The sequence below is a fragment of the Sphingobacterium athyrii genome, from assembly GCF_003071065.1.
Classification (GTDB): domain Bacteria; phylum Bacteroidota; class Bacteroidia; order Sphingobacteriales; family Sphingobacteriaceae; genus Sphingobacterium; species Sphingobacterium athyrii.
In genome coordinates this window covers 16,962-39,190 of sequence record NZ_QCXX01000005.1, presented here as the reverse complement: position 1 = coordinate 39,190, position 22,229 = coordinate 16,962, and the positions used below count along the sequence as shown (strand labels likewise).

Below are 22,229 nucleotides of genomic sequence, written 5' to 3'. Positions count from 1 at the left end.
TGGACTGTCCTGATGTCGGCAAAGAACAATAGCCATTTTCCCAATTCTTTCCTAAATTCGGAATACATTTGTAACGGGTAAGGAAAAGTTGAATAGAGGTGAAATTTGGTTAAAAAACAATTGTCCAATGAAAGTACTTGTAATTGAAGACGAAGCGGAATTGAGGGAAACATTGAAAGACTCTCTTGTTAAAGAAGATTATATTGTAGAGACAGCCGGCGACTTTAGATCGGCGGTGGATAAGGTCTCTGTCTATGACTATGATTGTATTTTGCTGGATATCATGCTTCCGGGGGGGAGTGGATTGCAGGTCTTGGACCTACTTAAACAGGAGGGTAAGTCGGATAATGTCATTATCATTTCTGCGAAAGATTCCCTGGATGACAAGCTGCGGGGGCTGGAACTTGGAGCCGATGACTATCTGACCAAACCCTTTCATATCGCCGAGTTAAATGCCCGGATTAAAGCGGTATTGCGCAGAAAACAACGCGAGGGCAAAAACACATTGGCAATGGGCAATCTGCTGCTGGATCTGAATGATCGTAGTCTTTCGATTGCCGGTGAACCTGTCGCACTGAATAGAAAGGAGTTTGATATCCTCAATTATTTTTTGCTGAATAAAAACCGCCTGGTCAGTAAGAGCGCATTGGCAGAGCATGTTTGGGGAGATAATACCGATCAGGCAGATAATCTCGATTTTATCTATTCCCAGATTAAAAATCTTCGAAAGAAATTTTTGGCGAAACAGGCGGATGTGGATTTTGAGGCGGTCTATGGCATAGGATATAAACTTGTTGAAAAATGAAATTAGCCAATCAGACACTTAAATATCTCGCTGTCTCCGTACTTGTTGTGATTGCACTATGGTCGACCATCTTTTATTTATTTATGCTGGAAGTGATCCATGATAATATAGATGAGGAATTGGAGAATCAAAAGCGCTTAATTATTCAGGAGCTGGCTTCTGAGGCAATTGTATCTCCGGATCTGGAATTTGGGGTTAACAATTATAAGGTACGTGAAATTTCCGAACAGCAGGCGATCAACATGCAGAATGTATATAAAGATACCATGCTTTATATGCAGGATGACGATGATCCTGAACCTGAGCTTGAGCCTGTGCGTATGCTGACAACGGCTTTTGAGCATAAAGGGCATTACTACGAGCTTGCGATTATTAATTCGATGATCGAGGAGAGTGATCTGATCAAAAACTTGTTTTATTCTGTTCTGATTTTATTTGTCCTGCTGGTGGTCAGTATTGTTTCGATCAATAAGGTGGTTATTGAACGATTATGGAGTCCCCTGTATCATTTTTTGGATCAGCTGACCAAATTTCGTCTTGGGAAATCGGACGACAAACCGGCGATGGATACCGATATTATGGAATTCAAAGATTTGCAGTTTGCTGTAACAACATTGATCCAACATAACGAGGAAATCTATGAACAGCAGAAGCAGTTTATCGGGAACGCCTCACATGAATTGCAGACACCTTTGGCGATAATGATCAACAAACTTGAAATGGTGGCTGAAACAGAGGGCCTACAGCCTGAACAAGCAAATGCAATTGCCGAAGTATTGAACACTGCGGAGCGATTGGTTCGGTTGAATAAGTCACTATTACTGCTTACAAAGATCGAAAACAGGCAATTTTTAAACAACGAGGATCTTTCGCTCAATACGCTTGTGACACATATCGTCGAGGAACTCGAAGATATGGCCGCATTTAAAAATATCACGATACAGGTACTACAACAACTGGAGCTTAACCTACAGTTAGATAGTTCTCTGGCCAATATCATGGTGTCAAATTTGATCCGTAATGCTTTGTTCCATAATATCGAGGGCGGGGAAGTTACTATCACGATCACTGAAAATGCGCTGCTGGTTGCAAATACAAGTGTTCAGGGGCCTTTGGATGTTGAACAGGTATTTTCAAGATTTTATAAATCGGATGCTTCCTCCAAGGGCACGGGGCTGGGGCTTGCGATTGTTCAGGCCATCTGTCATCTCTATGGTTTTGAGATTTCATATGATTATGACAATGGCCGGCATATATTTAAACTGAATTTTCACCCGGCATAATTTTCATTCCCAAATCTTTACAGAATCAGGGCTTTACTTTGTAATACATTAAAGAAAGTAAAATGATGAAATGTAAAACAATACTAAGTGCATGTATCCTTGCGCTTACAACGATTGGAGCTTTTGCTCAGGATATTCCCCAAAGTCAAGTACCTGCTGTCGTGGTAAATAGTTTTCAGCAAAAATTCCCGAAAGCTAAAGGGGTTGACTGGGAGCTGAAAGCGGGTCTTTATGAAGCCGAATTTGAAACGGGTTTGTTTGGAACAGACCACGAAGTTTGGATTCAAAGCAACGGTAAAATTGTGCGCCATAAGGAAGAACTTGCAAAAAATGATTTACCACAAGCGGTGATTGCCAATGTGAAAAAGGAATTCCCCGGCTATCGTATCGAAGATGTCAAAAAGATTACGGAGGAACAAAAGGTTACTTATGCATTCGAAGTAAAAAATGGATCAAACGAATGGAAACTTGTGGTCGATCCCAAAGGGAATGTGTTAGGAAAAGTAAGAGATTAGGCCGTGCCGGACGCATACAATAAAAAACACCTTGTCAAACGCGCTAACAAGGTGTCTTTTATTAAAATAGTCGTCGCTTGAAATTAATCTTCACCCTCTTCGGCATGCATCTCAAAGGATAGTTGGATGATATCCTCTCCGGGATATTTCGCCACATAGTCGGCGCGGTTCCAATCCGCACGGGTAATCGTAGCTTTTGTCGCTGCATCCTTAAATTTTCGTAGCACGAAGGCAACATCTTTTTCCCCCGCATTATCTTTTCCGGCTGTAAAATAGCTCGTGATACCAGTCGTTTCAACGGCACCTGTTACAGTCGAACCATCCCCATAAGTTGTTTCTTTTGTCTGAAAGACTGCACCGCTTGAGGTCGTGCTATTGGAATTCAAAACAAAAGCGCCACCGGTTAAGAAGGCTTTATAAAGGCTTGCTGTTGCTTTATCTTTAATATACTGCCCCTGAATTTCCTGCCCTGCGGCATCAAATTGTTTGAAGTCAATTTTATAAACACCTGCGGGCTTGATATGGGCGTGACCATCTCCTAATGCCTTGCCGCTGTTGTCAAAGCTCACTGAAATAGGTTCTACCCCAGACTTATCAGCGATATCGTGGAAGTGATCGCCATGGGCATGGGCATCGACTTCGGTAAAGACCAGTTTAAAAGCAACTTTGGCATCTGCCGCCTGTATCGTCAATGGCGACTCCACGGTTGTCGAATTCCCGGCTTTGTCGGTTACTGTAAAGTGAAAATGATATTGACCGGCAGGCGCTTCAGATGGAATGTCCATGTGTTCATGAAAAGTTGCATTTTTTTTACCGACATATTTTTCGTCGGTATAAACTTTGGCTAATTTGAAGTTACCTCCGCCCTCCTGGTGGATTTCGATAACAATCTTGTCGATGAGTGCCTCCGCTACAATATCACCTTCTAGATGCAGATCCGAGCCTGCTTTTACTGTTTGATTATTATCGGATCCGATTTCCAGGGTACCGATTTCGGGTTTTGTTGAGATGGGGATATCGGCATCGTCTTTCTTACAGGAAGACAGAAAGCCAAAGACAAGCGCTGTAAACAGCAGGAATAAGTTAATGTTTCTAGTTTTCATGTTCATTGGATTTGAATTTTATAATAAAAAATAATTGAAGTATAGTTGCATGTTAAGAGGCGTTATTCCACGATACGTACGCTAATTCCGCGTTGTATGCTCCAGCCGGATTGATCCGTCACTTGAATCATAAAATGGTAATTTCCGGGATCGATATCTGCGGGAACGTCAATCTGAAGTTGGGCATCATACTGTTGTGGTTGTCCGGGTATATTGACGGACTTGACAAGCACAAACGGTTTGACAGGTTTTTTGACGGGTTCTAATGTACATTCCTCTACCTCGGTACTGTGGGAGTGATGGTCAAAATTGTGATGAACGTCAATGCTATAACTGCCCAAAGCGACGTTGTCGGATAGTCTCGCGTGGAAGGTAAAACTGGACCCGCGTTTGATTTGGCTGCACTGCTTTGGAAAAGCCGTTGCAGCACTGAGATCGATGGTTGGTTTTTCGGTGTCAATCTTTTCGGTATCCTTTTTACAAGCGATGGTGGAGGCCAACATGAGGGCCATAAGCGCATATTGTTTTAGTCTCTGCATCTGTGTGTTCATTTTTATCATGAGTTTAATCAATTAGTTGTGCTGTGATTGGATGAATATGTTGATTAGCTTGGGTTTTTCTTCCCGAATGGTATACCAATAGATAGGACGATATTTCGTCCCTGTTCCGGGAGCGATATCAGACGGTAAAAACTGGTGTGATCCATATATTTGGTGTCAAACATATTCTGGACTTGTAAGCGCAATTGAAGTGCTGACTTGCCCCATGTCAACTGTGTTCCTGCTCTGAAATTGAAGACTTGGTAGCCTGCTGTTTTCTCTTCTGGTGGGACAATATGGTCTTGCCGGGCGGTCCATTTGCAATCCAAAGAGAGGTAAGACTCCTTAAAATATGTGCTGCTTTTTGGAAACCAACTGAGGTCTACCAAAAGTGAAGGAGCAGGAGAGAAAGGCAAGGTATAGCCTTTCTTGCTGCCGGATAATTGTTCGGATCGAACATATTCACCCAGTACTTCTACCTTCCAGTGAGCTAAGGGGCGATATTCCATTTTTAGTTCAGCACCATAGCGACGTACCTTGCTTTCGGCATACTCAAATATTTGATTGCCCGCTCCGTAATACTGATCATAACCTGACGTGGGATTGAGGTAGATATAATTCGCGAAATAATTGAAGAAGGGTGTGAAAGCAATGTAAGCATTCCTCGAACGCCGGGCCAGGGCGAAATCGACTTGGTAGGATTGTTCGGGTGAAAGGGCTGCGTTGCCTTTTTCATAACTGAAATAATGATAATTTACCCCGTTGGCGGCGAGTTCCTGTGCAATAGGTACCCGAAAACTTTTACCAACATTCAGTTTGGTTTCCCATGAGCCGATTTGTCGCGTTGCCCCTAACGACCAAACCAAGCTATTGAAACTACGGCGAAGTTCATCTGCTCTGACAATATGAACCGATTGATTGTTTTCCAGTGTGGAAGCAAACCAGTCCTGATAGGGCGAGGTATGTATGTGGCTATAGTCATAACGTAAAGCAGCATAGAGTATCGTTTGATCGTTGATCGGATATTGGTCATGAATAAATGCCCCCACTGTCTGTTGTTTGTACGACGGGATAAGGAAACTCCAGCCAGCTATTTTATTATGCTGGTATTCAGCATTGCCCCCAACGGTGAACCGGTGTGTGCCTAGGGTGAACTGATCTTTTAGTGCAATATTAACAATCTCTTTGTCATAGCGTCGTTCAAGATGAATAGGCATGTTCATATCCTCGGGATAGACTGGTGGCATATACCCATGTGCAGTATAGTTGTTGAACTCCTGGCGATAATTTCTTTGGTAACCGAGATCCACCCAGATCTTATGTCCGCCCTGTGCGATATAATTTCGATTGATAAGTTTAAAATGATTAACCTGCTGGCTTGGGTAAAGAATGTCCCGGTCAGATTGGTCGTATAAGACTGTATTCACTCCGCGTGGCTCTAAACCATGCGCATTGGCAAAAAAGCCTATTCTAGTGTGATAATTGCTTAAATAGAAAATGGAGGAAAATTGATCGGAGGTATAACCTCCCCTGAGCTGAAAGTTAGTCTCCCTGCCGGCCGTATTACGCACCTGGCGATCCTTTAACCGGACCGCATAATTGTATACATACACTGTGTCAGTCGGGACACGATAGTCGGCATAATCCAAATGTGTTACACCGCCACCGAAGACCCAATTGCCTTTTCTGCCCTGCAGTTGCAGGGATCCTCCATAAGTAGCGTTATTAGACTTGGTCAATAAATTAACAACACCTTTCAATCCATTCGCTTGTAGTTCAGCTGGTGGCAGGAGTCGGATAACACCGCCAATGGCATCCGACCCATACATAAATGAACCGGCTCCCTTGATGATTTCGGCGGTGCCGATGCTGTATTGATCAATTTCCAGCCCATGATCCAAACCCCATTGCTGCCCTTCGTGCTTAATCCCATTTTCTAGGGTGGCTACCCGATTAAAGCCCAGACCCCGAATTTGTGGTTTGGATTGGCTGGCACCTATACCTATCGCATTAACGCCGGGTAGCCGACTTAAGGTCTGCATCAAGCTGCCTGCCTGATATTTCTGTATGGAATCGCTGGTTAAGACATCCACAGATAGGACGCCCTCCGCAGAATGTTTATAACGTTTGCCCTCAACATGTACCTCACGCAGCCCAATGTTTTTTGCTGCTTTTTCTTGTGCAAAAACAGGATATAGGATGCCGTAGGTGAATAATAGAGTGAAAATCGTACGCCTGTTCATCAATTGTTGAGCTGTTTGTAAATTATGTATTGCAATTAAGTTGCAACAAATATAGCTAAAAAGATTTCAAAAGCAACTGTGTTGCGAAATTAATTTCGTGATGATAAATCCCTGAAATCAGTGATAAAAAGAAATCTGTAGCTCAACTATCTTTGACTAAGTTGATTAAAGGGTTGCTACGGCAGTTTCTTGGAGGTCAATACGGAATGGATAGGAGGGAGCGTTTGTAAATAAGAAAACAAATAAATTAAAAAATATATCAACAATGATGAAACAATTTATAACAGGCATCTTGACCGTAGCGGTACTGACGATGTCAAGTTGTGGTTCAGGAACGAAGGATCCTGCAACTTATAACAATTCAATTATTACGGTCATCAATGGAAGTGAAAAGCATATCACTGATATGAATGCTGCCATGAATGCGTCTGATTATACGAAGGCAGAGCAGGTTCGTTCGGATTGGGAGAAAGCCTTGAATGAAGATATCAAGAAAGTGGAGGATCTCGGTGATTTCAAAGGTGACGCCAATTTTCAGAAGGCGGTACTCGATGGGCTCAACGGGTATAAAAAGATCGTTACCGAAGACTATCCAAAACTGATCGAGTTGCGCAAGAACAAAACGCCTGACGCTACTGCCGAATCAGCACTGCTGGATAATATCAATAAAGCCTTTGAAAATATGAGCAATGGTGTGAATAAAGCATCTACCGAATTTGAGGGTAAATATAAGGGCTAGAAACTTAGTCGATAAGCGCCACTGAAGCCGTGTCATGTTTGATGCGGCTTTTTTTATAGCGGCATTAGCTGAGTTTGGCGAGGAATGGGAATTTAACATGAGATGCAAATGAAATGTTAAAGCCGAAGGACTTTTCATTGAATCTCGTATTTTTATGTAGATTTATGCGACAAAATGCTGGTGTAAAACCTGTGCGATCAGTTAATTTTTGTGATAGCGGCAGGAATACCAACGATCTGTATGATTAGGGAGGATTCCCTATACTGCGAAAGATAATTTAATATATTATATCTAATGAAAATTATTTCAATTTTATCCAATGCTGTCACCCTGTGTTTTCTATTCTCAGCGACAGCACTTTGGGCTCAGGGGGATCAAAAGAAGCTAGATTATCTGGTGTTGATGAATGCTGACACCTTATATGGGAAGATTTCATCTGTAAAGGACAATAAACTTAAATTTGAAAATCAACAAAAGGAAAAGTTGACTTTTACACCTGACCAGGTGTACCGTGCGTACTGGCAGTCCAAAAAGAAAGTATATGCACCATCCTATGTAGAAAAAGGATTGGAAGTGGTCCCCGGAACAAGCCCAAAAATGTATCGCATACAGAAGGGAACAGATCAGGATCCAACTTTTGCGGAAGTGCTGGCCGATGGTGAAATAATGGCCTATTATGTTTCAGAACTAAAATTTAGTGGTGGTGCCGCAGTTAATGTTGGTGGCGGTGGTGCCGGAATGATGCCAACTATATTGGTTAATAAGAATAAATATGCATATGCACTGAAAAAAGGAACTGGTGAGGTCGCTGAAATCAATAGCAACAACAATGGCCTATTTAGCAATGCTAAAAAGAAAAGACAGATTACCTTCACGCAGTTAATTAATGATGAGCCAGAGTTACTTGCTGAATTTGAAATGGAGCAAAAGTATAACTATGATGTGTTTATCAAATACATTGTACGATATAATGAGCTACAGCAGGCAAAAGAATCTCCATCAGACCAATCCAGACTGTTTATTTACTAACTTTCATCCATTTACATTTCGAAAAAAAACAACATATGGCGCTTATTCTTTTTATTGTACTGACCATCATTGCTGCTTATGGTTTTTGGCTTTTGTTTGAGAAGGCGGGGCGTCGTGGCTGGGAGGGTATTGTACCTGTTTATAGCCAATGGATTCAAGGACAGATAACCAATCGGCCTGTCTGGTATATTGTATTGTTGATCATTCCGATCGTGAATGTCTTTGTCTTTTATAATTTATACCTGGATTTCATCCATTGTTTTGGTAAAAGAAGATTTTGGGAAAATTGTGCTGCGGTGCTGGTCCCTTTTATCGTATTACCATTATGGGGAAGAGACAAAAACGTTCAATTTCTAAATGGACTTTATGCTAAAAAACTGAAAGCTTCAGCTGAGGGCGCACAGCTGACAAAAGAGGATAAGCTGAGGCTGCTGCATGAGTCCTACAATGAATTTAAAATCAAATATCCCTATAAGAAATCTATGGTGCGAGAGTGGGCGGATGCCATTGTCTTCGCGACGGTTGCCGCAACGCTGATCCGCGGTTTCTTGCTGGAAGCTTTTATGATCCCTTCGGGTTCTATGCAACAGTCGCTTTTGATCGGCGATTATTTGTTTGTCAGTAAGTTGAATTATGGACCCCGTATTCCCAATACGCCGATTGCTTTTCCTTTTGCACATCATACCATGCCTTTATTTGGTGGTAAAGCATTTTCTGAACTGATCGAACTTCCTTATAAGCGGTTGCCCGGTTTTCAGGAAATCAAACGTAATGATGTCATTGTTTTTAATGCGCCGGCCGGAGATACTGTCGCGATAGAGAATCAGGATCAGCCTTATTACGACCTGGTTCGCTCCATGGGTTACGAAGCCGTCCATCAACAGTTTACTATTCAAACACGTCCAGTGGACAAGCGGGAGCATCTGATCAAACGCTGTGTTGGAATGCCGGGTGATAAAATCAGCATGCGCGATGCTGTACTGTATGTAAACGATCAACCCGGCTTCGTTGCTCCAGAAAGTCAGATGGATTATACCGTGATGACTGATGAGACAGGCCTGGATGAACAGCGAATGCGGGATATGGGTATCGAAATCGCACAGATTCAGCCCGGAGTTTATGTGGTCTTTCTTACACCTGAGCAGGTTAACATGGTAAAATCTTGGTCCAATGTTAAATCGATGCAGATGAACCTGCGCAAAGCAGGGGAACCGGAAGCCAATACATTCCCGAATGATCCGCAGTACAAATGGAATTACGATAACTTTGGACCTTTTGTGATTCCAAAAAAAGGAATGAAAGTTGCTTTGAATGCGCAAACACTACCGCTTTATGAACGCGCGATCAGGGTTTATGAAAATAACCGCCTGGAAAAGAGGGCGGATGGTTTATACCTGAATGACAACAAAGTGGATTCCTACACATTCAGAATGGATTACTATTGGATGATGGGGGACAACAGACATAATTCGTTGGACGCAAGGGATTGGGGCTTTGTGCCGGAGGATCATATTGTGGGTAAAGCTTTATTTACCTGGATGAGCTGGAACACAAACGGAAATGGATTTTCTAAAATACGGTGGAACCGGATTTTTAAGGGTATAAAATAAAAGAATATCCCCAGGCGGAATATTTAAGATAAGACTGCTAAAGGGGGCTTATTTACATGTTTAGATAACTAATGCGGACCAATCCTTTTGTGCCGCATTAGTTATAAATGGAATTTTCTAAAAACGCAAAGAAAATCTAGGGCTGGAGTCAATTATATATGAATGCGACAGCCAATACTGTGCCCCTCAACCGTGCAAAGAATACTTTAAACATATTTTTTGCATCATTTGAAAGAAAGCTATGTCGAGATAGCGATAATACTCCTATTTTCTTATAATTTTTCCTTCGATTTTATTGCGACTATTCTTCGATTAAGATGCTAAATGGCGAATAATTTTTCCATTGGTTTTACAAAATCAATAGAAAAATATATTGACTAAAAACAAGGAGATTCTTAATTAAATATAAAGATGCGATCCGCTTTTTTTATAAATTTATAAAACTACTATTTTCATAGACTATGCATAAGAAATTGTGCAATCGTTTGCTTTGATTACGCAATCGATTTCGTTTATACCATTATGTCCGACTTTAAAAATATTGTTGTAGCATTGTTACATACTATCAATTATTAATAGGACTCGAAGTCCAACTTTTATTAAAGCCGAAACTAAATTTATTTGCTAGCCGAATAACACCAATTTTTTTTAATGCCTAAAGACATAAATCGAATGAAAAGACTATTTTGTTTTTTATTTCTTGTCCCTATGTTTCCAGCTGCGAAGGCTAATCACCTTAACTTTTGGACTTCAAAACAAGATACTTCTGAAATCAATGAGGTTGACAAGCGATTGCTTAAAGGACGACTGGCTACTTTGTTGAAAAAGCAGGGTGTCAAAGACAGTCTAAACTTAAGAAACGTTGAAACACTGCCTGTTGTCAGTATTCCGGAGGTTTTGAAAGGGCAAGTTGCCGGTCTCTACGTACAAGAAGCGACAGGCGAACCAGGTGCACCAAAGAATATGGTGCTTCGGGGGTTAGGGTCGCCATTGTTTGAAATTAAAGATGCCGTTAATGTACAACCAACCGTATTTATTAATGGAATACCCATCGCAAGAGACAACAATTTTGCTTACTCCATTCAACAGTATCAGTTTAATCGTATTGGACCCGGAACCGACAACTTCGCAGGTATTGACCTAGCAACTGTAGAGTCTATCGAAGTGATAAAAGATCCCGTTAAATTGGCAAGGCTTGGACCGTTAGCAGCCAATGGAGCAATTTGGATCCTGACAAAACCGGGTAAAGAAGGGGAACGCCAAATTTTCATTAATACCTATGTTGGACTAGCCACAAAACCGGTAGTGACACCTGTGAATGCTCAGTATGAAAATATGTTCCGATCGATATTCTATAATAAATATGGATCTGCAACAGACCGTTTGAATTATCCCGGCTATCTCAGTGATTCGACCAATGTAAATTATTATGGACCGGCCAATTGGAATGAAGAATATTATAAAACCACGCCGATTTACGGTGGAAGCATTGGTATCCGTGGGGGTAATGATCGCGCGAATTTTTCCTTTGTGGGTGGATACACCAAAAATGCAAGCTCTGCCGACAAGACAAATATTGAGCGCTACAATGCCCTGTTCAACGTGAATATGGCTCCCTTTAAATGGTTGAATTTTGGTGCTACAATCAATGCAAGCCGTAGTTTGAGAGATCGTAACCGCAGTCTCAGGGATCGATTCGGTGAAGCGTCTTATGTACCTGATTTATCTGTGCCAATTTCACCGGGTAAGGATATGTATGCACAGTATCTAGATATCTATAAAGCGGCTTTGGATAAGAATACCGTCAATTTCTTAAATTCGCTGGTAACATTAGATCTTTATTTTCTCAAGAACCTAAAATTTAATACTTCCTTAGGAATTGATTATTCTGAGGGTGCAAGACAAGCTTTTTTTCCTGGTTCATTGATGGAAACCAATAACTATATGTCGAGTTATTTTGGTTTTAATCAACGCTTGGTGTATAATAACCGCCTGGAATATAACTTGGAATTCCAAGAACAGCATAAATTGGATTTGACTTTAGGATCATCTTATACACAGGACCTCTATCGTTACAATTATGCACGTGCTTATGATGGACCAAACGATTTTATCAAGGTTAATGTTGTAGATGGCGATCCTCAAAAAGGCAGTTATTTAGTGCCGATTGGGGGGCTATATGTGAATAGGTACAGTAATCGCGAAGATTTTAGATTGCACTCCCTGTATTTGGCGGCCAATTATAGCTACAAAAATCTCTTGGACTTAAGTGCGGTATTACGTTATGATGGTTCTTCAACAATGCAACCTGACTCACGTTGGTTGATGACACCTTCATTCGCTGCGAAATATCATTTGATTCCCGAAAATGAAGACAATTTATTTAACAATTTAGGCGTAAAAGCCTCCTGGGCGCGAATTGGGAAACCGGTATTTACAAGTAAATTTGCCATTGGCCCAAATTATACCGCAGATCTAAATTGGGGATCCGAGAAATCCTTGGTGTCCTATAATGGTTTTGCTGTTGCATCCAGACCTTATTCAGAAGGTTGGGTAGGTTACGATATCAAATGGCCTTATACAGATCATGCCGATTTGACCGTTGACGGAACTTTATTGGAGAAAAAACTTGATTTTGAAGTCTCCATATACCAAAAGAAAGATGTAAATCAATTGATTAATTCACCTATTCCTGCTGAGTATGGTTATTCTGGACAAATAGTTAATGGCTTAAGTGTAAAAAACACTGGGGTGGATCTCAATCTGTCGGCAAAAGTATTGTCTAATACTGAAACATTACAATGGAATACATCACTTAATCTAAATTACAATCAAAATAAATTGACGGCACTTCCAGGAGGACGCAAGCAGTTGAAAGTTGGAAATAGAATATTAAAAGTGGGTGAAGCTATTGATCAGTTTTGGTTGTACGAAAATCAAGGAACTTATGATACTGAGGCGAGTATTCCCGTACAAAACGGTCAAAAACTTCAGTTTGACGGAGTGGATTTTGCCGTGGGAGACCCGATCTGGAAAGACCAAAACGGAGATTTTAAAATCAATGATGAAGATCGTGTCTTGAAAGGTAATGCTATGCCAAAGCTAACAGGTTCGTTTCAAAACTATTTCAAATACAAAGGGTTCGACCTGAATATGCAATGGTATTTTGCGCTTGGGCATAAGGCCTTGAATCAACGCGCTTCAAATAAGTATAATTTCGTCAATACCGAAAATACCAATTCATTGGATGGGATTCGCGAAGTATTTCATTGGCAGCAAGATGTTGATTTGAATAAATACCCGATTTATAATCCTTGGAGCCCGATTGTTGCCTACCGCGTGGATCAAGATCTGTTTTTGGAAAATGCTTCTTTCTTGAAATTGAGATCCTTGACTATAGGCTACGATCTTGCCAAATTGAACAATATAAAAGACAAGATGAAGACCATTCGTAGAGCTTATGTTTACGTTTCAGGTACCAATTTATTGACGATTTCCAAGTTTTCAGGAGCGGATCCCGAACTGATAGATTTTAATGGATATTATACAGGTTATGGACTACCATTGTCCCCAATGGTTTCCTTAGGCGTTAAGTTAGAGCTGTAATAATTTAATAGTAGAAAGAGTATGAAAAGATATAATCGATGGGCGGTCATGTTCCTGATGGCACTGGGCATCACTGCTTTTACGAGCTCATGTAATAAAAAATTGGATATCGTTGCATCCAATCTCGGCTCCGAGAAACTAGAATGGCAATCCATATCTGATACACGCGCACACCTAATGGGCATTTATGGCCTGATGCGGGCAGCATTGGTTGATAATTATGGGCATTGGGTGTATGGAGAAATGCGGTACGGTGACTTCACACCGTATTCCCGTGCCGATCTTCGTGTCGTCCAAGAAAATAAATTGAGATCAGCTTATCCCTTACTTAAAGATCTCACAGACTGGCGTAGATTTTACGCGGTCATCAATGCGGCATCGCTTTTTATCGAACGCGCTCCCGAAGTGATGGCCAAAGATAAGCGATATACAGAAAGGGATATGAAGTACGATGTTGCACAGGCACGTACAATCCGTGCGCTGATGTATTTCTATATGGTCCGTATCTGGGGCGATGTTCCTCTGTTAAAAGAATCTTATGATAATGGTTCCTTTGTGGAACTTGCACGATCGACAGAAGCGACTGTTTTAGCTTTTGCAGAAACCGAACTATTGGCTGCGGCGCAGGACTTACCTTACCGCTATGCTGTAGGAACACAAAGTTATTATGGCGAAAGTTATGCTACTTGGGTTGGTGTATTGGTCAACAAAATTACAGCCTATTCCCTGTTGGCACATGTAGCGGCTTGGCAGGGAAAATACATCAATGCCGAGGTATACTCCCGATTTGTTATCGACAATTATTCCCAAGCGAATCTTGAACTATTGACGACACCAGCATTGGTGAATCCGACCGATGGTCTATTTGGGCCAAGTACGCGCGCACAGATCCTGGCGATTCGCTCTTCCTACGAATTGGGCGAAGCGACAAATACAGGCCATATCGAATCATTGACTTTGGGTTATCCGATTGTCACCAAAGCTAAACCGGATATCTATGTGAGCCGAGACACCATCAATAAATTGTTTGATGACGTCAACGACACGCGTTTCGGTATTGACTCTGTATCGGGATTGGTACGGACCAACTACTTTACAAACTACAATGGCGATATTCCGATTTTTAGTAAAATCAAAGTCATCCGTAATGGTAATGGTGATTCTGATTTTTCCATTTTTGGATCGAACTTGGTTTTTACCCGCCTTGAAGAGATCTACTTGCTGCAAGCGGAAGCCAAAGCAGTTCTCAATCAACGCGACGATGCCATTAAATACCTCAATGTGATTAAAGAGCGTCGCGGTCTAAAGCCCTATATCAGTAACTCGCCAAAAGACTTATTGGAAGAGATCTTTTTGGAGAGAAGACGGGAATTGATGGGAGAAGGCTGGAGGTGGTACGATCAAATACGTCTGGCAAAAATTAAGAAAAATAATCCTGTCATGAACGATTTGATCCAGAAAGGTGGAATCTATTGGCCGATCTCGTCGGATGTACTGGAAAGAAACTCCAAACTGGTGCAAAACTCATATTGGAAATAATAGAATAGATAATCATGAAAAACAAACATATTTTTTTAGGCTTATCGCTAATCGTATTGCTACTGAGCATGGCTAGTTGCAAAAAAGGGAATACCTATTACGAAGATTTTCAAGTTAAGTATACCGAATTTGACGGAACGTCATTGGAATTTTTGGAATCCCAAGGGAATGCCTATGACTCCTTGTTGTTAGTCTTGGATCGTGTTCCGTCGGTACGTGCTAAATTGAAAGATGCCAATGCAAAAACGACCTTTTTCGCAATGACGAACAGCAGTTTTACCAATGCTTTGGATGCCATGAACGGTGTACGAAAAGCGGGAAATCGATCCCCACTTTATCTCGAAGACATTCCCCAATTAATACTTGATTCTTTGACTTATCATTACGCCTTTGATGGTGAATACGATACGCCTTACCTGCAGGATTTTGTTGAAGGGAAAGTGATTAAAGCCATCGACGATTATAATATGACCTTAAAATATAAGGTGACATCAGCGTCGGGGATTATAGGTGGCGGTCAGCAACAGATCATATTGAGTGACATGAATAGATCTATTTTTCAACGCTACTGGCAGGAAAGTGCAACCTCTGTGGTGAATATCCGTACCCACAATGGGATGTTACATGTCCTGGCTCCAAGTCATAATTTCGGATTTAGTAAACTCGCTAAATTATTAAACAAATAGCATGGAAAAGAAAATATTAAAATCGGCAAAACAGTTATTGGTGCTCGGGATCGGACTTTTCATGCTAGCCTCATGTAATAAGTATATTCCAGATGACCAAGACTCACTTGGTACTGACGTGGTGTATAGCACCAACGAATTTATGCCATTGTTAGGAAGAAATACATTCTATAACAATATTGTCAATATAGGGCAGAATACATCACAGCCGCTCAATTTCAAGATTGTAAATGTGCGTGATATTGATGGACAGCCTTCAACACTTTTTGAAGATAAATTCCCGGTGAAAATCTGGAAAGATGCTTATACCGGTGAAGAGAAATCCATTGCAGAAATTGAAAGTAAACGTAAGATAGAATATCGCCCAATTCTTGAGATTCTGGAGAAATCAGGTAATATAAACTTTTGGGGGCAGTCGGTGAATTCAAATTTTGTCAAAGCACAACCAGATTCAGGCTATGTGTTTGATATTGAAGTTAGCAACACTGGTGGACGCAGATATTTGCGGAATTTCAAATTAAAGCCTTATCGTGAACGTGCATTTGAGCCGAGTATCATGGATCCGGTGACAGGCTTATCACCCCTTCCTTATACGCATCCCAGCAGGACAATCAATTTGTATGGCGAAAGAACAAATCAATTTGTTTATCCAGGTCTAATTAATGTGTATTTCAATAAGTTGGAAAGCAAAGGGACAGGAAGCAAAACCTTGACCATAAGTTTCTTGGACTCTTTAAATCGTCCAATTGATGTGAAGAAATTTGCAGCGACAGAGTGGGATAAATTGGTGCATGGTTTCAATCATAGATTTGAAAATGGTAAGGTGATTTATGACGTTGCTTATCCTATTCCATTGGCACCGATCAAAACCGATTATTCTTCAAGTGATGGTACATATGCTGTGATGAATTTCAAATTCCGCAGAAAAGGGCAGTTTGGTTTTCTTGAAGATTGTGGGATCGAGATGCCATTTGCGATATACGAAGAAGGAGATTGGGAGATACAGTTTCGCTTCACCAATGAAACGCCAAAATTTGACTGATGATGGACGGACTAATTAGCTTAAAAATTATGAAACAATTTAGCATAATATTAACTTTCATTTGCGCCTTGTTTGTGGGGGAGGCATGGGCCCAAACCATGGTCAAGGGTGTTGTGAAAGGAAATGATAACAGAGCGCTCGGCGGCGTTTCTATCCGGTTGGAAAACCCCAAACGAGATCTGGGAAAAACAGGAGAAGATGGACGGTTTGTAATTTCGGTTCCGAACAGCGGGGTGATGGTATTTTCCTATCAGGGCTATCGTTCGGAGAAGTATACGATTGTTGCTGGAAAAAAGGAATACAATGTGACCTTGGAAAGTACGGCACAGGAACTTGAAGAGACTGTTGTCGTGGGATACCAACAACGTAAAAGAGAGACATTGACAGGATCCGTCGTAACAATCTCGGGTAAGGAAATACAGGATATTCCTTCAGGTAACTTTGTTGATCTTTTACAAGGTAAGGTTGCGGGTTTAAATATTCAGAACAATACAGGTAGCCCGGGGATGCGGGGAACAATGGCCGTTCGGGGGATGTCCAGCTTTAATGTTTCGGGTAGCGGTGATAATACCTTTGTGACACCGACCTCACCGTTATTCGTTATTGATGGTGTTCCTATCGATGACAACTCGGGTTATGAATATGGATTTGAGACAGCCGGCCCCGGTGTGTCACCCATTTCCATGATTCCGCCAGAAGATATCGAAGATATTACGGTCATGAAAGATGCGCAGGCAACAGCGATGTATGGATCGCGTGGTGCTTATGGTGTTATTCAGGTGCGTACCAAACGCGGTAATTCGAAAGTTCCTATCGTAAATTATCAAGGTCAGTTTTTCCTGTCTGCAGTACCACAATTGCGTCGCGTGATCGGAGGTAAGGGAGAACGTATGGTTCGTTTGGAGCAAATCCTGATGAATGATACGACATTGGCCGCTGCACTACGCCGTATCAACGATTCACCAATATTGGCCGATTCCCTGAATCCCTATTATAATAACTCAACGGACTGGCAATCGTACTTCTACCGCAATACAATGAATCAGACGCATAATATTGGTATCTCCGGTGGAGAGCGTACATTCAATTACAAAGCCAATATGAACTATTATGATGAAAATGGTATCATCGCCAATACGGGTTTTAAAAGATATACAATGACCTCCAATATGCAGTATGAGCCGAGCGATCGTTTCAGAATGATGACCAATATCAATGTCAATGTGGCGCAAAATAAGATGGGCTCGGGGAATGCATTGATGCAGACGGGGGTAGGTAAATCGGTTAATACAACCTCCCTGTATCCATCACCTTCGCTGTTTTCTGGAAGTATGGGGGCCTTATCGGCATTGGGCGTGGATGACCAGAATAAAACCGGAAATTACTTAGGGCAATTGGAATTGCAGTATGTACCTATTAAAGATGTACGTGCGTCCGTTACCTTAAACTATAACTATACGACGTCGACAAAAGATCGATATACACCAGAGGTGCTTTTAGGTAACTCTTCGGAAGTATACAGTTATTATAGCAATAAAAGTAAAGTCTATAACCGGAATCAACTGTCCTATGTAAAACCAATTAAGGAGAAGCATCTTTTTAGTGTCTATGGATTTACGGAAATGGAAATAACCGCATCCTCTGAAGACTTATCGAAGATTCGCGGAACGGCCAATGATCAGTTTCAAACGGGAATTAGTTACAATACAAGAAACACGCTTGGAGGTTTGTTAAACTCATTGAATAATTTTAGATCAGTGGCATATGCGGGGAGTTTCTCATATAACTACGATTCAAAGTATATTCTTGATCTGACCTATCGTGTCGATGGTAGTTCGTTGACCGGCGGCGCAACACCTTGGACCAAAAATCCTTCTGCGGGTTTACGTTGGAATTTCAAAAAGGAGAAATTTATGGAAAATGTGGGTTGGTGGGACACAGGTTTCTTGAGAGGATCGGTCGGCCGGACAATTTCACCAGCGGGAAGCTTGTCGGATATTTACGGTTGGTATAAGATTGATGACGGTCGCTACAACAATAGACCGACTACATCATTGGATCTGGAAATTGCTCCCAACACGGGTTTGGTACCGCAATCGACAACACAATGGTCGGCCGCAGCAGAGCTTGGATTTTTCAATAGCTCCCTCTATATTACTTACGAAACTTATTACAAACAATCGGATAAAATCCTAGACAAAAAACCAATTGCAAATCATAATGCGTTCAGGAATGTGTTGACAAATGAGAAAGCAATGGTGAACAAAGGTCACGAGCTGAGTATTCAATATCGGCCAAAATTAGCTAATTCTGATTGGGAACTGAATGCGAATGCAACTTTTGCGATAAACAGGGATTATGTGACCTCATTGCCGGACGGGGCGCGCCAATTGGTGCAAGCTGATGGATCAGGATACGATCTTCCTCAATTCTTCCGTCTAGGGCGTAATGCATTTACTTTTGTCTTGTATGATTATAAAGGCGTTTATAAAGCGGACGATCAAGTACCTGTCAACCCATTAACAGGACTGCGCTACCGGGCAGGGGGCCAAATGAGCGAAGGGAAATTCTTCCGTGCCGGAGATCCCATTTTTACGGATCTAAATGGTGACTATGTCCTCGACGAAAATGATTTAGTTTATGTCGGTAATTCACAGGCGGCAATCACAGGCGGACTTTATCTTTATTCACGCTATAAAAACTGGTCTGTGCGTACGCAATTATCCTATACCCTAGACCGTGATATCTTAAATACAGCCTTGACCGATCGCTTCCGGAACTATTCGGATCCAAGTGGACAGAACTATGGCACTGGAGCGCCAGGTGCTTATGTCCCTTTGGATGCTTATAATGTATGGCGTCAATTGGGTGATAATGCGGATTATCCAAATGTTTCAGACTTTACACGTTTGTCGTTATATAATCCTTACCGTTACAATTCAACCATGTTTATGGAGGATGGCTCCTACGTGAAAATTAATTCGGTCACCGTGGGCTACAATTTTGACAGAAGATGGGCACGTCGCTTTGGGGTGTCATCTGCCCGCATCAACCTGACAGCAAACAATGTGTACACATTTAGTAACTATTCCGGGCCAGACCCAGAATTGGTAACAGGTGTGGGACGTGATGGCTCAAACGGTTATCCAAGCAGAAGAACCTATTCATTGGGGGTAAGTGTACAATTCTAAGTTTGAAGACAACATGAGAAAGAAATTTTTATATCTATTTATATTGGGAGCATCCCTAGGTTTGGGCTCCTGCGGAAAGGACTTCCTAAATATTACTCAGATTGACAAATTAACGGGAAATAATTACTGGACCAGACAAGCAGATGTCGATCAGTACATGGGAGGTATCTATTCTACTTTCAGAGAAGCAACCATGACGAATATCTTTTTTCCGGCATCAGGCGACTTGCGTTGTGCTCCTATAAATCGGACGAGTGCAACATCGGGGGCTGGAAGGGATTATATTTCATTGTTGAGGCAAAATGATTTGAATGCGATTATGTCTAGAACTGGTGAGGATGTGAGTAATAATTTTGCCTATTTCAGATTTCCCCGGATCACTCAATGGAATAACTTCTATAAGATGGTTCAAAATGCGAACATTGTCATCTACCAATTAGAAAATAAAGATATGCCATTCCTTAGTGAGGATATGAAAAAAACATATAAAGCAGAGGCTGTTTTTTTACGTTCCTTAGCTTATTTTTTTATGGTGCGTTTGTATGGTGATGTCCCTTATTATACAGATGTAAATACGAATCCCTTACCGCGGACAAATATGTTCACGGTATTAAAGAACCTTTCGGCCGATTTGGATGCCACCTATAAAGATCTGCCTTGGACCTACGATGATCCTTCTGTTGTTGCTGTGAAAGCGATGCGCGGTGCCGCCATTGCACTTAATATGCATATCAATATGTGGATCGCAGGACTAGGAACGGATGATAAAACAGTGCTTTATCAGAAGGTTGCCGATTTAGGAAAAGAGTTGATGGAAGAAAATGGGGGAGCTTATGCTTTGTTGGACCTCAGCAGAACAAAAGAGATTTTTAAAGGCCGGACAAAAGAAGGCTTGTTTGAGATTGTACAAAACTTCAACTATGGCGAAAGTTTTCACTTGTCGGCATCTTATTCGGACTATGTGCTACATGCGCCAAATAAAGTGACAACCAAGTCCTATATCTATTACGATCCAAAATTTATGGAAAAGATGTATCCACCGACTGAAGACGATCAGCGTAAAGTGTATTGGTTTGATAAAGATATCTATTCGACGAATGGAGATTTTCAATGTCTAAAATTTTCGAACGTATTTATGGAAGAGGGAGAAGATAACAATCCAGATGATAACCAAATGGTATTCCGCTATTCTGACCCAATTTTATTACGAGCCGAAGCTTTGGCAGAATTAGGAAAAGATGAAGAGGCAAGAACTGTTGTCAACGTCATTCGCACACGTGCTAAAGCAGCACCTATTCGAGACAGTGGGGATGATTTGAAAGATGCTATTTGGTGGGAGCGCGTCAGAGAGCTATTAGGAGAAGCAAACTTCTTTTATGACCTGGTGCGCACGAAAAAGGTAATCAATTCGGAATACACAAGTGCTCCTATGTCGGTTGCAGCCTTTAACTCGGGTGGTTGGACCTGGCCAATTGATAAGTCTGCCCGGACAAATAACCCTTATATGCAATTAAATAATTACTGGAACTAAAGGAATAGATCATGAAAAAGATTTGGAAATATACTTTTTTACTGTTGATGGCAGTTTCGCTTTTTTCGGCGTGTAAAAAAGAAGATTATATCGATACGGGCGTTCATGAAGCGAAGTTTAATGGTACAATCTGGAATTATCTGGAATCAAGACCTGATTTGTTTGATACCCTAATGGTTGCATTGAAAGTTGCTAAATTGGATGCTGTACTCAAAAATGATGAAGTAACTTTCTTTGCTCCCCCCGATCCATGCATTTTGAAGTCTGTGTGGTTGCTGAACCAGACATTATTCCGGTCAGGGCAGGACTCCATAACAAAACTGGAGCAAATTAGACCCGAGGTCTGGAGAAAATACCTGTCCAGGTATATTTTTAAAGGTAAAAATGTAGCCAAAGATTATCGTCAGATTGATACACTAAACTTGGCCGCATTTCCAGGTGGGGTTTATAAAAACCTGGATGGTGGCGACATGAATATTGGTGTGCTCTATAATGATGTTGTCAGTAAGAATGAAAGTTCTGGAGGGACACAGATCATTAAATATGCGGGTTATCGCCAACTTTATCTGAATTTTCCGTATTCCTTTAGTGTGCCTGAAGAGATTAAGGATTATTTTGTCCCTTATATTACAGCACCGGTAGCAACATCGGATATTCAACCGACCAATGGTGTATTACATGTGCTGCAATTCTCGAAACATTCCTTCGGATTTCAGAATTACGAATTTGCAGATGAGGCTTACTTGTTGGGTGTGCTCCCTAAATAAC

The 22,229-nt window shown here is 41.3% G+C and carries 16 protein-coding genes; 13 read left to right on the top strand and 3 right to left on the bottom strand.

Features of this window, described 5'->3' with window-relative positions:
• Positions 1-127: 127 nt before the first annotated feature.
• From DCO56_RS18095 to DCO56_RS18085, 3 genes are all read left to right on the top strand, one after another.
• Positions 128-805: a response regulator transcription factor gene (locus DCO56_RS18095; protein ID WP_108635167.1), complete on the top strand. Its 678-nt coding sequence runs from the start codon at positions 128-130 to the stop codon at positions 803-805.
• Positions 802-2,088, top strand: a complete 1,287-nt coding sequence (locus DCO56_RS18090) for a sensor histidine kinase (protein ID WP_108635166.1) — start codon at positions 802-804, stop codon at positions 2,086-2,088. The genes DCO56_RS18095 and DCO56_RS18090 overlap by 4 nt, the downstream gene beginning before the upstream one ends.
• Positions 2,089-2,150: 62 nt before the next feature.
• On the top strand, positions 2,151-2,603 hold the full coding sequence (locus DCO56_RS18085; protein ID WP_108635165.1) for a PepSY-like domain-containing protein: 453 nt from the start codon (positions 2,151-2,153) through the stop codon (positions 2,601-2,603).
• Positions 2,604-2,686: 83 nt separating this feature from the next.
• On the opposite strand, the gene DCO56_RS18080 is transcribed toward DCO56_RS18085, so the two are convergent.
• The 3 genes from DCO56_RS18080 to DCO56_RS18070 all read right to left on the bottom strand — a co-directional run bounded on the left by DCO56_RS18080 (position 2,687) and on the right by DCO56_RS18070 (position 6,488).
• On the bottom strand, positions 2,687-3,706 hold the full coding sequence (locus DCO56_RS18080; RefSeq protein ID WP_108635164.1) for a DUF4625 domain-containing protein: 1,020 nt from the start codon (positions 3,704-3,706) through the stop codon (positions 2,687-2,689).
• A gap of 62 nt (positions 3,707-3,768) precedes the next feature.
• A complete protein-coding gene (locus DCO56_RS18075) occupies positions 3,769-4,245 on the bottom strand; it encodes a DUF4625 domain-containing protein (protein ID WP_108635492.1) in 477 nt (158 codons plus the stop codon).
• A gap of 65 nt (positions 4,246-4,310) precedes the next feature.
• Complete coding sequence (locus DCO56_RS18070; protein ID WP_108635163.1) at positions 4,311-6,488, bottom strand: TonB-dependent receptor; 2,178 nt, start codon at positions 6,486-6,488, stop codon at positions 4,311-4,313.
• A gap of 265 nt (positions 6,489-6,753) precedes the next feature.
• On the opposite strand from DCO56_RS18070, the gene DCO56_RS18065 reads away from it, so the two are divergent.
• The 10 genes from DCO56_RS18065 (at position 6,754) to DCO56_RS18020 (ending at position 22,228) form a co-directional block, all read left to right on the top strand.
• Positions 6,754-7,227: an LIC11966 family surface protein gene (locus DCO56_RS18065; RefSeq protein WP_241254897.1), complete on the top strand. Its 474-nt coding sequence runs from the start codon at positions 6,754-6,756 to the stop codon at positions 7,225-7,227.
• Positions 7,228-7,521: 294 nt separating this feature from the next.
• On the top strand, positions 7,522-8,256 hold the full coding sequence (locus DCO56_RS18060) for a hypothetical protein (protein ID WP_108635161.1): 735 nt from the start codon (positions 7,522-7,524) through the stop codon (positions 8,254-8,256).
• A 35-nt stretch (positions 8,257-8,291) separates the two neighbouring features.
• Positions 8,292-9,866, top strand: coding sequence for a signal peptidase I (lepB, locus tag DCO56_RS18055; protein WP_108635160.1), 1,575 nt, complete (start codon positions 8,292-8,294; stop codon positions 9,864-9,866).
• A 672-nt stretch (positions 9,867-10,538) separates the two neighbouring features.
• On the top strand, positions 10,539-13,472 hold the full coding sequence (locus tag DCO56_RS18050) for a SusC/RagA family TonB-linked outer membrane protein (RefSeq protein WP_108635159.1): 2,934 nt from the start codon (positions 10,539-10,541) through the stop codon (positions 13,470-13,472).
• A gap of 21 nt (positions 13,473-13,493) precedes the next feature.
• Positions 13,494-15,011, top strand: coding sequence for a RagB/SusD family nutrient uptake outer membrane protein (locus DCO56_RS18045; RefSeq protein ID WP_108635158.1), 1,518 nt, complete (start codon positions 13,494-13,496; stop codon positions 15,009-15,011).
• Between the two features lie 14 nt (positions 15,012-15,025).
• Positions 15,026-15,697, top strand: a complete 672-nt coding sequence (locus DCO56_RS18040; protein WP_245935870.1) for a hypothetical protein — start codon at positions 15,026-15,028, stop codon at positions 15,695-15,697.
• Position 15,698: 1 nt separating this feature from the next.
• A complete protein-coding gene (locus DCO56_RS18035) occupies positions 15,699-16,739 on the top strand; it encodes a DUF5007 domain-containing protein (protein WP_108635156.1) in 1,041 nt (346 codons plus the stop codon).
• Positions 16,740-16,768: 29 nt separating this feature from the next.
• Positions 16,769-19,930 (top strand): SusC/RagA family TonB-linked outer membrane protein, encoded by a 3,162-nt coding sequence (locus tag DCO56_RS18030; protein ID WP_108635491.1) that lies wholly within the window; start codon positions 16,769-16,771, stop codon positions 19,928-19,930.
• A 13-nt stretch (positions 19,931-19,943) separates the two neighbouring features.
• Positions 19,944-21,461, top strand: a complete 1,518-nt coding sequence (locus DCO56_RS18025; RefSeq protein ID WP_108635155.1) for a RagB/SusD family nutrient uptake outer membrane protein — start codon at positions 19,944-19,946, stop codon at positions 21,459-21,461.
• Positions 21,462-21,472: 11 nt separating this feature from the next.
• Complete coding sequence (locus DCO56_RS18020; protein ID WP_108635154.1) at positions 21,473-22,228, top strand: hypothetical protein; 756 nt, start codon at positions 21,473-21,475, stop codon at positions 22,226-22,228.
• Position 22,229 lies beyond the last annotated feature (1 nt).

Coding starts and splice junctions, on each gene's coding strand:
- DCO56_RS18025 (WP_108635155.1), top strand. CDS start 19,944: ATGAGAAAGAAATTTTTATATCTATTTATATTGGGAGCATCCCTAGGT.
- DCO56_RS18085 (WP_108635165.1), top strand. CDS start 2,151: ATGATGAAATGTAAAACAATACTAAGTGCATGTATCCTTGCGCTTACA.
- DCO56_RS18060 (WP_108635161.1), top strand. CDS start 7,522: ATGAAAATTATTTCAATTTTATCCAATGCTGTCACCCTGTGTTTTCTA.
- DCO56_RS18090 (WP_108635166.1), top strand. CDS start 802: ATGAAATTAGCCAATCAGACACTTAAATATCTCGCTGTCTCCGTACTT.
- DCO56_RS18095 (WP_108635167.1), top strand. CDS start 128: ATGAAAGTACTTGTAATTGAAGACGAAGCGGAATTGAGGGAAACATTG.
- DCO56_RS18040 (WP_245935870.1), top strand. CDS start 15,026: ATGAAAAACAAACATATTTTTTTAGGCTTATCGCTAATCGTATTGCTA.
- DCO56_RS18050 (WP_108635159.1), top strand. CDS start 10,539: ATGAAAAGACTATTTTGTTTTTTATTTCTTGTCCCTATGTTTCCAGCT.
- DCO56_RS18075 (WP_108635492.1), bottom strand. CDS start 4,245: ATGCAGAGACTAAAACAATATGCGCTTATGGCCCTCATGTTGGCCTCC.
- DCO56_RS18065 (WP_241254897.1), top strand. CDS start 6,754: ATGATGAAACAATTTATAACAGGCATCTTGACCGTAGCGGTACTGACG.
- DCO56_RS18030 (WP_108635491.1), top strand. CDS start 16,769: ATGAAACAATTTAGCATAATATTAACTTTCATTTGCGCCTTGTTTGTG.
- DCO56_RS18020 (WP_108635154.1), top strand. CDS start 21,473: ATGAAAAAGATTTGGAAATATACTTTTTTACTGTTGATGGCAGTTTCG.
- DCO56_RS18045 (WP_108635158.1), top strand. CDS start 13,494: ATGAAAAGATATAATCGATGGGCGGTCATGTTCCTGATGGCACTGGGC.
- DCO56_RS18035 (WP_108635156.1), top strand. CDS start 15,699: ATGGAAAAGAAAATATTAAAATCGGCAAAACAGTTATTGGTGCTCGGG.
- lepB (WP_108635160.1), top strand. CDS start 8,292: ATGGCGCTTATTCTTTTTATTGTACTGACCATCATTGCTGCTTATGGT.
- DCO56_RS18080 (WP_108635164.1), bottom strand. CDS start 3,706: ATGAAAACTAGAAACATTAACTTATTCCTGCTGTTTACAGCGCTTGTC.
- DCO56_RS18070 (WP_108635163.1), bottom strand. CDS start 6,488: ATGAACAGGCGTACGATTTTCACTCTATTATTCACCTACGGCATCCTA.